Source organism: Candidatus Binatia bacterium (genome assembly GCA_036563615.1).
GTDB lineage: Bacteria > Desulfobacterota > Binatia > UBA12015 > UBA12015 > DATCMB01.
Genome location: DATCMB010000006.1, coordinates 395,009 through 408,777, shown reverse-complemented (window position 1 = coordinate 408,777; position 13,769 = coordinate 395,009). Strand labels below are relative to the sequence as shown.

Annotated in this window: 9 protein-coding genes and 2 pseudogenes; all 11 read right to left on the bottom strand. The window is 73.0% G+C overall.

Annotation, left to right across the window (positions count from 1 at the left end; genetic code table 11):
* Positions 1-220: 220 nt before the first annotated feature.
* The 11 genes and pseudogenes from VIS07_04695 to VIS07_04645 all read right to left on the bottom strand — a co-directional run bounded on the left by VIS07_04695 (position 221) and on the right by VIS07_04645 (position 13,553).
* The gene (locus VIS07_04695) at positions 221-1,420 is read right to left on the bottom strand and encodes a DUF4434 domain-containing protein (protein ID HEY8514797.1); all 1,200 of its coding nucleotides are present in this window, start codon (positions 1,418-1,420) and stop codon (positions 221-223) included.
* Between the two features lie 14 nt (positions 1,421-1,434).
* Complete coding sequence (locus VIS07_04690; GenBank protein ID HEY8514796.1) at positions 1,435-4,377, bottom strand: tetratricopeptide repeat protein; 2,943 nt, start codon at positions 4,375-4,377, stop codon at positions 1,435-1,437.
* 121 nt (positions 4,378-4,498) lie between these two features.
* The gene (locus tag VIS07_04685; protein HEY8514795.1) at positions 4,499-5,701 is read right to left on the bottom strand and encodes a hypothetical protein; all 1,203 of its coding nucleotides are present in this window, start codon (positions 5,699-5,701) and stop codon (positions 4,499-4,501) included.
* A gap of 45 nt (positions 5,702-5,746) precedes the next feature.
* Positions 5,747-6,751, bottom strand: a complete 1,005-nt coding sequence (locus VIS07_04680; GenBank protein ID HEY8514794.1) for a glycosyltransferase — start codon at positions 6,749-6,751, stop codon at positions 5,747-5,749.
* Positions 6,752-6,945: 194 nt separating this feature from the next.
* Complete coding sequence (locus VIS07_04675; GenBank protein ID HEY8514793.1) at positions 6,946-8,448, bottom strand: gluconokinase; 1,503 nt, start codon at positions 8,446-8,448, stop codon at positions 6,946-6,948.
* Between the two features lie 4 nt (positions 8,449-8,452).
* Positions 8,453-9,940: a hypothetical protein gene (locus VIS07_04670; GenBank protein ID HEY8514792.1), complete on the bottom strand. Its 1,488-nt coding sequence runs from the start codon at positions 9,938-9,940 to the stop codon at positions 8,453-8,455.
* A 240-nt stretch (positions 9,941-10,180) separates the two neighbouring features.
* Positions 10,181-11,053, bottom strand: a complete 873-nt coding sequence (locus VIS07_04665; protein ID HEY8514791.1) for a fumarylacetoacetate hydrolase family protein — start codon at positions 11,051-11,053, stop codon at positions 10,181-10,183.
* Positions 11,050-11,739: pseudogene (locus VIS07_04660) on the bottom strand (amidohydrolase family protein). Before VIS07_04660 ends, VIS07_04665 begins: the two are co-directional and overlap by 4 nt.
* A gap of 229 nt (positions 11,740-11,968) precedes the next feature.
* Positions 11,969-12,208 carry a hypothetical protein gene (locus VIS07_04655; protein HEY8514790.1) on the bottom strand — a complete coding sequence of 80 codons (240 nt, stop codon included), beginning with the start codon at positions 12,206-12,208 and terminating at the stop codon, positions 11,969-11,971.
* Positions 12,209-12,294: 86 nt separating this feature from the next.
* Positions 12,295-12,597 (bottom strand): annotated as a pseudogene (locus VIS07_04650) (PaaI family thioesterase).
* 89 nt (positions 12,598-12,686) lie between these two features.
* Positions 12,687-13,553 carry a TIGR03619 family F420-dependent LLM class oxidoreductase gene (locus tag VIS07_04645; GenBank protein HEY8514789.1) on the bottom strand — a complete coding sequence of 289 codons (867 nt, stop codon included), beginning with the start codon at positions 13,551-13,553 and terminating at the stop codon, positions 12,687-12,689.
* Positions 13,554-13,769: the final 216 nt, after the last annotated feature.

The following is a 13,769-nucleotide window of genomic DNA, read 5'->3' as shown; positions in this document are numbered from 1 at the left end:
GCCAGCCGCGTCACCGCGGCAACGGACGGCGGCACGACCGTGCCGAGCCCGTCCTGCGAATGCTCACGATGCCGGTTGCCAACGAGCAGCCCAGTATCCGAGCACCAGACCCGGCCGTCAAGGACCTTTTTTTCGTCTTTGCCGGCTCAGGTCGCGTTTCTCTCCATCGTTGAAAGGGCTGCGTCGCGTGCCGTCGGCGGCACGCAGCACGCGCGCCGGCTCAGCGCGACGACGCGCAGCGCTCGCGCAGCGCGCGGTAGTCCTCGAAGAGCCGCTCCGCTTCCGCGCCGCCGAACGGGCTCATGTAGTCCGGCGCGCTGAAGGCGACGAGCGGACCCGTCGCGAAGCGACGCGCGACCGCGAGCTGGCGCTCGATGCGCTCGAGCGGCGCCGGCACCGCGACGAACGTCTTCGCTTCGGCGCCACCCTCGCCCGTGCGCTCGGTGAAGAGCTCGACGACGACGCCGAGGCGCGCCGTCGTGCCGGCGAGCGCCGCGCGCAGCGGCGGCAGGTAGACCTCGAGGTCCTCGAGCGTCAGCTTGCGGACGCCCACACCGTCCTGCAGCAGCACCAGCGACAGACCGGCGCGGCTCGCCGCCGCCGACCACAGGTGCGCGAGCTGCTCCGGCGTCGCCCAGCCCTGCGCGAAGCCCGACACCGCGACCGGCGCGCCCGGCACGAGCTCGCGCAGCCCGTCCGCGAGCTGCGTCAAGTACGTCGCGAGCAGCGACCCGCGCTCCTCGCCGAGCCAGTTCTTGTCGTCGACCTCGTCGGGGACGTACCAGCCGGCGAACGCCGGCGTCCGCGCCGCGCGCGCGGCGAGCGCGCGCGCGACCGCCAGGTTCGCGAGCCGGCGCCGCGCGAGGAACACCTCGACCTCGTTCGCCGGACGCGCGCGATCGATGCCGGCCCACCAGCCCGCGTCGTGCGCGAGCCCGAGCCAGACGCGCTGTCCGTGCCGCTCGGCGAGCTCGAGCACGAGGTCGACGGCGCCGCCGGGCGTGCCGACCGCGTGTCGCGCAGCGAGCTGGTCGCTCGCGCCGGCGGCGCCGCCGGTGCTCGGCGCGTCGGAGCCGCAGGCGGCGTCGTCCGCGCCGGACGCGTTGCTCGCGGCCGACGCCTCGTAGAACGCGACGCCGTCGGCGCTCGTCCACTGCAGGAAGATCTCCTCGATGCCGAGCGCGGCGAGATCCGCGAACAGCCGCTCCCACTCCTCGCGCGGACGCGTCGCCGCCGCGGTGGTGAGCTGCACGAAGGTGCCGTCGAGCGCGGCGACGTCGGCGCAGCGCGCCGTCTCGCTCGCCCCCGCGCGGGCTTCGCGTTCCGCCGCGAGCGCCGCCGCCGGCGCGTCGAGTACGTCAAGCAACGACAGCAACGCCGACGCGAGCATCAGCGCGACGAGCACGATCCCTTTCTTCACAGCACGCATCGTCGTCAGAAGCGCACGATCGCGGTGAGCGACACCGTCAGATCGCGTCCGTCGGAGTTGACGACGTCGTAGCCGATGCGCGGCAGCAGCTCCGCGCTCGACTGGAAGTCGTGGTAGCGGTCCTCGCGGAACAGCCAGCGCAGCACGACGCCGAGACCCAGGTCGACCTCGTTGAAGTCCTCGCCGTCGCCGGTCTGGAAGCGTCCGCGCGCGTAGAGGTGCGGCGTCAGCATGGTGTCGTTCGCGCCCGGGTTGAAGGTCATGCCGTGGCGCGCCTCGGTGTAGAAGAACCAGTCCTGCGGGCTCTCCATGGTGCGCGCAACGTCGGCGTAGAGCGTCGTGTACCACCAGTGCGGCACGCCGGGCTGCATCGCGTAGCCGCGCTGCCAGCCCCAGGTGCCGCGCAGCAGGACGTTGTCGCGCGCGTCGTCGCCGACGCCGAACAGGCGCTCGGCGCTCAAGTACCCGTCGACGGTGCGCAGCGGCTTGTAGCGCACGCCGAGCGTCACCACCGACGTGTCCCAGCGCGGCTCGATCGAGTTCACCTCCTGCTCGAAGAGCAGGCGCGAGATCACCTCGAAGACGCGTCCGTCGCGGTAGCCGACGACCGGTGGCCGCACGGCGAGCTCGACGCCGCCCTGCGACTTGCTGGCGCCCGCCGACAGCGGCGCGGTGGAGCCGATCTCGCAGTTGTTCGTCCCGAAGCAGATCGAGGTGTAGGCGAGCAGCGAGAACTGCCGCGAGAGCTCGCTCACCTGACGTCGCATGCGCAGCCGGCGCTGCTCGACGTCCTCGCGCTCGGCGGCGTCGCCCGACGGATAGAGCGGCGCCGCGTCGATCGCCTGCTCGTAGAGCCGGATCGCGTCGGCGTTGCGCGCTTGCTTGACGCGGATGTTGCCCAGGTCCTCGTAGAGCGGCAGCAGGTCGGGATCGGCCTCGAGCGCGCGCGCGAACTCGTTGCCCGCGTCGTCGATGCGGCCGACGTCCTGGTAGGCGTAGCCGAGCGTCGCCGCGTGGCTCGCGACGAAGCCCTGCTTGAGCGAGCGCTCGAGCGGCGGGATCGCGCGCTCCGGCTCGCCGAGATCCAGGTACGCGAGACCGAGACGGTACTCGCGGTCGGCGGTGGGCGCGAGCGCGTTCGCCTGCTCGAGGTCGGAGGCCGCGGCGCGCAAGAGGCGCGTGCGCTCGTCTGCGCGCGCGTCGTCGTCCGGCAGACGCGCGGCTTCGGCGCGCGCGAGCGCCGCGCGCTCGTCGAGCAGCTCGGCGCGCGACGACGCGGGCAGCGCGCCCGCGTCGATGGACGCGAGCGTCGCGCTCGCATCCGCGAGCTCGCCCGCGAGACGCTGCTCGCGCGCGAGCTTCAGCGCGAGCTCCGGATCGTGCTCCTCGCGCAGCACCGCGGCCCACGCCTCCGCCGCCTTCGCCGGCTGGTCGAGCTGCGCGCGGAGGTAGCCGAGGGTCCGCAGCGCGGCGCGGCGCGCAGACGGTGACAGCGGCGGCGTGCCGTCGAGCGCGCGCTCGACCTCGCCGACCGCGAGCCCCGGCTTGCCCAGCGCGACCAGCGCGTACGCGGCACCCAGCGCGCTGCGCGGCTCGTCGCGCCGCGCCTGCGCCGCGCGGAACGCGGCGAGCGCGCCCGCCGCGTCGCCCTCGGCGAGCAGCAGGTCGCCGCGCGTCTGCTCGATGCCCCAATCATCGCGGCCGAGCCGTCGCGCGAGGTCCAAGCTCTGCAGCGCCCCCGCGCGCTGGCCCGCCTTGAGCTTCAAGTACGCGAGCTCCTCGGCGAGGCGCGCGCGCTCGCGCACCGGCAGCGAGCGCGCCGCGATCGCCTGCTCGTAGAGATCGATCGCGCGTGCGGTCGCGCCGCTCGCGGCGGCCTCCCGTGCGGCGCTCGCGAGCAGGCTCACGTCCTTGCCTCCGCCGTCGCGGTAGGCCGCGAGGTAGAGATCCGCGGCGGCGCCGTGCCGGCCGAGCTGCGCCTCGAGCATCGCGAGGCTCGCGCGGTCGCGCGCCGCCTGCTCGGTGCCCGCGGGCTCGCGCGTGACGACGTCGCGCAGCAGCTCGGCCGCGCGCGCGGTCTCGCCGGCGCGCTGCGCCGCGTACACCTCCGCGCGCAGCACGTCGTCCGACGGTTCGACGCGCGCCGCGCGCTCGAGGTACGCGACCGCCGCGCGGTCGTCGCCCTGACGGCTCGCGATCTCGGCGAGCCTGCGGAGCAGCACCGGATCGTCGGGGCGAAGCGCGAGCGCTTCTTCCCCCGCCTTCCGCGCCTCGTCGAGCCGGCCGCGCTCCGCGGCCAGCACCGAAGCGCGCGACAGCGCCTCGCGCCGTTCTTCCAGCGAAGCGTCGCTCTGCGCGACGCGCGCGAGCAGGGCCAGCGCGCCGTCGACGTCGCCGTCGTCCGCGAGGACCTGCGCGTGCATCAGGTCGCGCGCCGGAACGCGCGGCGAGCCCTCGAGCTCCGCGAGCGCGCGCCGCGCGACGTCGTTCCTGCCGAGCTGGACGGCGACCACCGCCGCCGAGTCGAGCGCCCGCGTGCGGTCGGCATTCGTCAGCTCGCCGCCGCGCGCCGCGGCGAGGAAGTCGTCGAGCGCGCCCGCGTCGTCGCCGAGCTTGCGCCGTGCCTCGGCACGATAGAGCAGCGCAGGCGCGAAGCCCGGACGCTGCTCGAGGACCTGCGTCATCGCGCGCGCCGCGCCCGCAGCGTCGCCGAGCGACGCGAGCAGCACGCCGTACTGGTAGCGCACCTTGACGTCCACCGGGTCGCGCTCGAGGTAGGCCTCGAGCTCGACGCGCGCCTCCGCGTTGCGGCCCTGCGCGAGCAGGCGGTTGCCGCGGTCGAGGTAGGGGTACGTCCGGCTCTCGCGCAGCTGACGCGCGACGAAGCCCTCGCCGGAGCGGTCGACCGTCAGCAGGTCGGCGTACGACGGCGTGGAAGGCGGGGGCACGGTCGGCGACGGCGCAGACGGTTGCGCGTCCGCCGTGCGCAAGGCGACGCCCGCGGCGAGAACGACCCCGAACGCCGCCAGCGCGGCGACGCAATGCTTCCGGAAAGCGTGCACGCTGCGCTCAGTCGGCGGGCGGCTCCAGCGCTTCGTCGAGCGCCTTCGCCGACACGAGGTTGCGCTCGAGGAGCAGCTCGCCGAGGTGGCGGTTGCTCGCGCGCTGCTCGCGCAGCGCCTCGTCGAGCTGCTCGCGCGTGATCCAGCCGCGGTCGATCAGGCAGTCGCCGATGTAGCGACCCTTGCGGGCCGCCTCGCGCACGGCCTCGTCGAGCTGCTCGCGCGTGAGCCAGCCCTTGTCGAGCAGGACGTCGCCGAGGCGACGGTAGCCCCGCCGCTGCTCGCGCAGGAGCGCGTCGAGCTGCTCGCGGGTCAGCAGGCCCGCGTCGATCAGCTTCTGGCCGAGCGGTCGCGACTGCTTCGTCTTGGGCCCCTCGGACTCCGGCGGGTAGCAGCGGTTGATCGCGAACGCGATGTCGCTCGCCGTCGTCAAGCATAGGTCGACGGGATGACCGAGACGCGCCTCGATCTCGTCGAGCTGCGCGCGGGTGAGAAGGTTGCTCGACGCGATCTCGATGCGGCCGCCGGGGTTCACCGCAACCGGCACGATGCCGAACTCGCGCGCCACGTCGCGCGGGACGAGGCGCAGCACCTCTTGCGGAACGGCGTACGGGTCGACCTCGCGCACCGCGAGCTGCAGCTGCGCCCCGAGCACCTGGACGATCTCCTCCTCGCGCACGAGACCCGACTCGACGAGGATGCGTCCGAGCGGACGGTGCTCCTGCTTCTGCTGCTCGAGCGCGCGGTTCAACGCCTCGACGGTGATCAGGCGGCGCTCCAGCAGCAGGTCGCCGAGCCGACGCCGGTACGCGACCAGATCTTCCTCGTTGGGATAGACGTGGTCGGTCTTGTCCCACTTGATGAGCTTGCCCGTGCGCAGGTAGGTCGCGTACTGCTTGAGCGCGCGCCAGCAAGCGCAGAAATTGATCAGGTTGCCCCACACCAGGCGCGGCGCGCTGAGCAGTCCCTGCAGCGGGCCGTAGATGCGGGTCACGGCGATGAAGCGCTGCACGAGCCGCAGGACGAGGAAGCCGCCGTTCAGCCAGAGCAGCTGCTTGACCCACGGCTGCAGCTCGGAGAGCGAGACGTAGCGGTGCCCGTCCGGATCGAGCTTCTCGCCGATCCAGAAGCCCAGCACGAGCAGCACGAGGATGTAGCCGATGACGTTGAGCTGCGTCGTGAACAGCGTCTTGCGGTCGCGGAACAGCACGTACTTGGTGCGCCAGCTGCCCTTCCAGCCGAGGTTCGCCCAGCCCTACAGCGCGATGCCGATGATCCAGCGCGTCTTCTGACGCACCGCGAGCCAGAACTCGCTCGGGAAGAACTCGCGCGTCGCGATCCAGTCCTTGACGACCACCTTGCGCTCGCGGCCGGTCCACCGGCTCTTGCGCACGGCCTCGCGCTCGCACGGAAAGCGCACGAAGATCGACTTCAAGCCGACCGAGCGCAGGCGGAAGCCGAAGTCGTAGTCCTCGGTCAGCGAGTCGAGGCTGAAGAGCTGGTTGTCGTTCGCCATGCCCAGCGCCTCGACCGCCTCGTGCGTGAACGCGGTGCCGACGCCGGCGCTCGGCACGTTGTGGCCGAGGCGCTCGCGCACGATCAGATCCTTCGAGTGCAGCTCGGCGAACTCGTCCATGTAGACGCCGGCGGTGAACTCGTACCAGCGCCGCGGCAGCGAGAAGACCGGGATCTGGATCATCGCGAAGCGCGGCATCAAGTAGTTGAAGAGCTTCAGCGACAGCGGGTGCACGATGTCCTCGGCATCGTGCATCACGAAGATCTCGAAGCGCGTCCCGGTGCGGTTCTCGTAGTGGCGGACGCCCTGGATGATCCAGTTCAGGCAGTCGGCCTTGTTGGTCGGACCGTCCTTCGGGCAGACGATGCGCTCGACGTTCTGGTAGCGCTCGCGCGCGCGCTCGACCTCGAGCTGGGTGTCGGGATCGTTCGGGTACGTGCCGACGAAGATGACGTACTTGCTGTAGCGCAGCGTGCGGACGGTGTTGTCGATCATCTTCCCGATGACCGGCGACTCCTGCCATGCGGGAACGATGATCGCGATCGGCTTCTCGACCGCGCTGAGAAGCTGCTCTTCCTTGAGGCGCGGCCAGCGCGGCCGCACGTAGAGCAGCACGTAGAGCTGCCGGCAGACGTAGTAGACGTCGAAGATCAGGTCGTCGATGCCGCTCAGGGTGAACAGCACGACGGTGACCACGAGCATCGTCTGCGTGCCGAGCCCGAACGCTGACAGGAAGTCGGTCATCGCAGGGCTCGGAGGTGGAACGCGTTTCGGGCGCTCAGAGGAAACACTGAGCCATTGATCGGCCGAAACGCGCTTCGACTTGACCGACTCCCGATCACTCGCCCGCGACGAAGCGTCGCGGGAATTTTCTTCATGCGACGAATAAGACGCGGTCGCGAACGCGCTACCGCGCTCTCTCGCTCGGCAGACGCGCGTCAGCCGCGCAGGAACGCGGCCACGCGCTGCAGCGCCTCGATGCGCTCGGGGAGCTGCGCAAGTACTTCGGCATAGCGCGCAGCAAGCGCCGGATCGGGCGTCACGGTCGCGGCTTCTTGCGCGTGCGCTCCGAGCAGCGTCGGCGCGTCCGTCAGATCGCCGACCCGCCCGAGCGCGTACAGCGCGAGCGCCGCGGCGCCGAGCGCCGTGCCGCCGGCCGACGACACGACGCGCAGCGGCCGGTTCATCACCGCGGCCATCATCTCGCGCCAGAGCGGCGCGCGAAACGCGCCGCCGGTCGCGTGCAGCGCGCGCACCGGCTCGATCGCGTCGAGCAGGCGGACGCTCGCCGCGAGCTGGAAGCAGACGCCCTCGAGCGCCGCGCGCACGAGGTGCGCGCGGCCGTGCTCGGTGCGTAGCCCGAGGTACGCGCCCGGCAGATCGGGATCCCAGAGCGGCGCGCGCTCGGGCAGCAGGTAGGGCAGCATGACGAGGCCGTCGCAGCCGGGCGGCGCGCTCGCGGCGAGCGCGAGCAGCGCGTCGGTGTCGCCCGCGAGGTCCGGCGCGACCGCGTCCGCGATCCAGCGCGCGACGTTGCCGCCGTTGCTCACCGCGCCGCCGACCGCCCAGTGCGTGTCCGTGAGCGCGTAGCAGAAGAGCGCGCCGCGCTCGTCGACGTACGGCGCGCGCACGATCATGCGCGCCGCCCCGCTCGTGCCGAGCGACAGCCCGACCTCGCCCGGACGCATCGCGCCGGTGCCGAGGTTGCCGAGCGGACCGTCGCCTGCGCCGACGACGATCGGTGTGCCCTCGGGCAGACCGACCTCGCGCGCCACCTCGGGGCGGAGCCGAAGCTGCGCGGTCGTCGGCAGGATCTCGGGCAGCTGATCCGCCGCCACGCCGCAGACGTCGAGGGCCGTCGTGCTCCAGCTCCGCGTCGCGAGCGACAGAAGCCCGCTGCCCGACGCGGACGAGAGCTCGGTCGCGAGCCGACCGGTCAGGTCGAGGAGCAGGTGCGCCTTGAGATCGATCCAGAAGCGGACGCGCCGCCACAGCTCGGGCTCGTTGCGCGCGAACCAGAGGAGCTTGACGAGCGGCGACATCGGGTGCACCGGCGTCCCGCTCTCGCGGTGCACGGATTGCGCGACGCCGGCGGCACGCAGCTCGCCGGCCTCTTGGGCCGCGCGTCCGTCGGCCCAGGTGACGAGCGGGGTCAGCGGACGGCACGCGGCGTCGAGCCCGATGAGGCCGTGCATCGCGCTGCAGACGCCGAGCGCCGCGACGCGCGCGCCGTCGGTCGCGCGCACGCACGCCGCGAGCGCCCGCCGCGCGTCCGCCGCGATTCTCTCCGGATCCTGCTCTTGACGTCCGGGCGCGGGCGAGCGCAGCGGGTACGCGACCTCCTCGGCGTGCTGCCAGCCGTCGCCGACGCCGAACGCGACCGCCTTCACGGCGCTCGTCCCGGCGTCGAGGCCGATCACCACCTCGGAGGGCGCGCTCATGCCCTCACGAGCCCGGCGCGCCCCCGGCGTCCGGCGGCAAGAAGAACGCCTCCGGCAGCTCGACGTGGCCCGCGGGCGCGAAGTTGCCGCACGGCGCGACGACGCACGGCGGTGCGGCGAAGCAGTCGAGCGCGACCGTCTCCGGCGGCGTCGGGCCCGGCGACGGCGAGCACCAGAGGAACTGCGGCTCCTGCCCGGCGACGTACACGTTGCCGGTGACGGTGCCGTCGTCGAGGTTGCGCACGATCGACCAGCGCTCGGCGCCGACGTCCTTGACGACCATCTGCCGGAGCCCGTCGGGCGAGAGCTGCACGCCGGACATCCGCTCGCCGGCGACGCGCACGACCAGCAGGTCGCAGCGGTTCGGCGCCGCGCAGACGGAACCCGCGGCGACGATCCGTCCGTCGCTCGCGAGGCTCACGGCCTCGAAGCCCGTCCCCTGCGCGCCAAAGCCGGGCGGATCGACGACCAGACCCGTCGCACCGCCGAACGCCGGATCGGGCTCGCCGTCGGCGAGGAAGCGCTGCAGCAGCACGACGTGACGATCGCCGCCGGCGGACTGGACCAGTCGGCTGCCGCTGGCGACGAGCCGCTCCTTGCCGTCGATCAGGATCGCGGCGGTACCGGAGCCGCTGCCGTCGATCGGCGGCGCGTACGACGGATCGCGCCGGCCGCTCGCGTCGAAGCGCGCGACCGCGAAGCGGTCGAGGACCAGCGCCGCGCCGTCGCCGGCCGCGACGAGGTCGCGCACGGCCGTCGAGCCGACGTCGACGATGCCGTCGCCGCCGTAGCTCGAGTCCCAGTCGCCGTCCGCGGTGAAGCGCGTCAGCAGGCCGGCGGTCACGATCGCCGCCTCGAGGTTCATCGCGACGAGCACGCCGCCGCTCGGCTGCGCCGCCACGGCGACCGCGGTGGCGCGGCTTCCACCGTTGCCGATCGGCGGATCGGGCAGGTCGGCGAAGCCGCCGTCGCCGAAGCTCGGGTCCGGGCTGCCGTCTGGGAGGAGCCGCCAGACGCCGACGTCGGCGGCGAGGATGCGGCCGTCGGGCAGGATCTCGAGGTCGGCTGCGGTGCGGCCGCGCAGCACGCCTTGGTCGCCGAACGACGGATCCGGCGAGCCGTCGGCGAGGAGACGCACGAGCGCCGGCTCGTCCTCGAGCCGGCCGCCGAGCAGCAAGCGTCCGTCGACGAGCCCGGCCGCGGCGCTGGCGCGAAAGCCCGTCGCGGGTCGCAGCACGCCGTCCTCGCCGAAGCTCGCGTCGCGGCTGCCGTCGGGACGCAGCCGCACGAGCGTCGCGTCCGCGCCGCCCGCGACGACGCGGTCCTGCAGGACGGCGGTGACGCCGCCGTCGGGCGCGACGAGGACGCCGCCGCGCACCACCGAGAAGAAGGCGTCCTGCGGGACGATGGCGATGCCGCCGTCGCCGAACGTCGGGTCGAGCGCGCCCTGCGCGTGCGCCGCCGAAACGCTCCCGAGGAGGAGCGCCGCCACGCCCAGGACGGCGTTGGCACAGCACGCTCGCGCGCTCCATCGAGAGCGTGCGCGCGGGGTCCGGACTCTCTGCCCCTGCCTGCTCGCGGTCGTGTCCACGCCATCGATGGACGCCGTGCGCATTCTCTTCTTTCGCACGACGCGCGCCGCGCGGGGAAGCGGGTCCGCCTTCGGACGCGCAGGTCCACCGCGGCGTCCGTCGGTCGTGCGGCGCGTCGCGTCACGTCGTGCGCGGGCGCGTCAGTAGAGCGTCGTCGACTCCGGCTCCTCGATGACGGTGTTCTCGAGGTGGCCCAGCCCCTCGATCTCGATGCGCACGACGTCGCCGGGCACGAGCCAGCGCGGCGGCGTCATCGCCGCCGCGACGCCGCTCGGCGTGCCGGTGCTGATGACGTCGCCGGGCTCGAGCGTGCACACGGTCGAGAGCAGCGCGACGAGCGCGAAGCAGTCGTGGATCAGGTCGCTCGTGCTCGCGTGCTGGCGACGCTCGCCGTTCACGTACGTGCTGAGCTCGAGCGCGTGCGGGTCACGAACCTGGTCCGACGTCGTGAGCCACGGCCCGAGCGGACCGTGGGTGTCGAACGACTTGCCGAGCGTCATCGTCGGCGCCTTGCGCTGCCAGTCGCGCACGCTGACGTCGTGGCAGATCAGGTAGCCCGCGATCACCTCGTGCGCGCGCTCGCGCGGCACGTGCCGACAGCGTCGACCGATGACGAAGGCGAGCTCGCCCTCGTAGTCGAGCGCCTCCGACACGCGCGGTCGGTGGATCGGGTCGTACGGTCCGGTGACGCAGCTCGTCTGCTTGTTGAAGAAGACCGGGAACTCCGGCTTCGGGCGCCCGGTCTCCGCGGCGTGCGCCGCATAGTTGAGGCCGATCGCGAGGAACTTCGGTGGCTTCGGCACCGGCGCGTCGAGGTGGACGTCGGCGAGCGCGAGCCGCGGCGCGCGCGCCGCCGCCTTGCGGAGCGCGTCGAGCGCGTCGGGTCCCGCGGCGAGGAGCGCGAGCATGTCGCCGGGCAGCGTCGCGTCGACGGCGCCGACGTCGCACACCGCGTCGCCTTCGACGACGCCGATCCGCTGGCGCCCCGCCTGCGTGAAGGTCGCGAGCTTCATCGCTCCTCCTCGGCCGTCGTCGTCGCCGCTTGCGCGGGCAGGCCGTAGAACGCGACCGCGTTGTCGTGGAAGAGCCGCCGCTGCTCGTCCTGCGCGCGACGCGCGACGATCGTGCGCAGCGTCTCGACCCAGCGCGCGAGCCCGCCCTGCAGGCGGCACACCGGCCAGTTGCCGGCGAAGAGCACGCGCTCCGCGCCGAAGCAGTCGAGCGCGTGGTCGACGAGCGGCGCGAGGTGGGCCGCAGCGGTGGCGATCGGACCGTCGAGCACCGTGAGCCCGGAGACCTTGCACCAGACGTTGGGCAGCGCGCCGATCGCCGCGAGGTCGCGCCGCCAGCGCGTCTCGTCGGCGGGCATCATGTGGACGTTGCCGCAGTGGTCGAGGACGAAGCGCGTCGCGGGACAGGCGCGCGCGAGCGCCGCGCCGTCGGCGATCTCGCCGGGACGCATGCAGAGGTCGAAGCAGAGATTCTGCTCGCCGAGCCAGCGCACGTCGTCGACGAACGCGGGCTCGAGGCAGCGTCCGGGCGGCGCGCCGGGTACCTGCAGGAGCTGGCGCACGCCCTTCGCAAACGGGTTGCTCGCAAAGCTCTCGACGTGCGTGCGGAAGCCCGGCGTGCCGGGACGTCCGGGGAGCACGGCGCCGCGAACGGCGTGTCGGCGCGCGCGCAGAGCTCGAGCGCGGCGCGCGCCTCTTCCTCCTGCTGCGCGGGCGCAGCCGCGATCTCCATGTACAGCGAGCGCTCGATGCCGGTGCCGCGCGCGTCCGCGAGATAGTCGGCGACGCCGAAGCGGCGCGCGAGCGCCGCGTAGCGCGGCTCATCGTGCAGCCAGGGGAGATCGAAGCGCGCGAGGTCCCAGACGTGCTGGTGCGTGTCGATGACCGCCTGCACGTCTCACGCTTGCTACGGCGCGGTCAGCCGAGCAAGCGCTCCAGCGTGCGGGCGTTCTCTTCCTCGCGCTCGGCTGCGCGCTCGAGCTCGGCGCGCACGCTCGGATCCTTCGCCTCGGCCGCGAGCGCTCGGTAGAGCGCGGCCCCCGAGCGCTCGAGCGTCGCGAGCAACGCCTGCTGCTCGCGCGGCGGCTTGCCGGCGAACAGCGCCGCCAGCGCGTCCGCGGGCGACGCGCTCGCCTCGGGAGACTTGGCCTCGAGCACCGCCTGCGTCTGGGTGACGAGCGCGATCGTCTTGCCTCGGGCGAGGTCACTCGCGTCTGCCAGACCATCGTGCGCCGTCCGCGGTGCAGCAGCGTCGCCTCGGCTTCGATCGTCGTGCCGGCCTTCCCCGCCGCGAGGAAGTTGGTCTTCGACTCGATGGTCGTCGTGCTCTCGCCGGGTTTCAGGTTGAGCGCGGTGCCGACGCCGCCCAGCGTGTCGGCGAACGCCATGATCGCGCCGCCGTGCAGGATGCCGGGCACGGTGCAGAGCTCGTCGCGCACCGTGAGCCGGGCGCGCACGCGCTCGGGGGACGCGTCGACGAAGCGGATGCCGAGGAGCCCCGGGAAGAGCGGGGCGAGGCGCTGCTCGAGCGTCGAGACGTCGATCATGGTCGCGCGTCTAGAGGTCGTGCGCGGCTCCGAGAAAGAGCCAGTTCGGCGCGTGCACGTGGTGCCAGTTGCGCCGCGCGTGAGCGGCGTCACACCTTCGCGATCACCTGATCCGCATACATCCGCAGCATGTCGATCTTCTGCTGCAGGGTCTGCGAGTCGATCGGCTCGACGTACGGGTTGCGGAAGCCGACGATGACGTCGGTCACGCCGCGGTCCTCGAGGCGCTTGACGCCGTCGACGGTGTAGGCGTCGAGCGAGATCACGTGCACCTCGAACGGCTCGCGCTCGCGGCCGTACTCGCGGCGCAGCTCCGCGAGACGCACGAGCAGCGCGTCGAGGTCGCCGCTACCCGCGTGCATCCAGCCGTCGCCGATGCGCGCCGCGCGACGCAGCGCCGCCTCCGCGTGCCCGCCGATCAGGATCGGCACCGGCTTCGCGGGCACGGGGCAGATCTTGATCGCCGGGACGTCGTAGTGCCGGCCGTGGAACTCGTAGTAGCCGCCCTTGGTCAGGCCGCGGACGATCTCGATCATCTCGTCCATGCGGCGGCCGCGCGTCTTCCACTCGGTGCCCGTCACCTGGAAGTCCTCGGGCCACGGGCTCGTGCCGACGCCGAACGCGAAGCGGCCGTCGCTCATCACCGCGACCGAGGCGACCGACTTCGCGACCAGCACGGGATGGCGAATTGGTAGCTTGACGACGAAGGTCGCGAAGCGCAGGCGCTCGGTCACCGCGGCGAGCGCCGGGATCAGCGAGAACGGCTCGATGAACGGCTTGTCCTCGAGGAAGCGCCGGTCGCCGTCGGGCGTGTAGGGATAGCGGCTGTCCGAGTCGCGCGGGTAGCAGATGCTGTCGGGGACGACGAAGGAGTGCCAGCCGGCCTCCTCCGCGGCCTTCGCGAGCGGCACGTAGTGCCGCGGATCGCACATCGACTCGGCGTACGAGAAGCGCATCCGCTTCGTTTGCGCCGCTCGGGGACGCAGCGCAAGCCGGTGCGAGCACGTGCGCAGCGCGGGTGGCGCGCAGGAAGTCGCGACGGCCCCCGCGTGCACGTGCCTCGTGCGCGTGCTCCGCGCGGGTGCTCGTGCGCGAGGCGCTTGCCGCGCCGCGGCACGACGTCGCGCACGACGCGGCGCCTCGCTTCAACCCACTCGGCGCCTGCGCTAGCG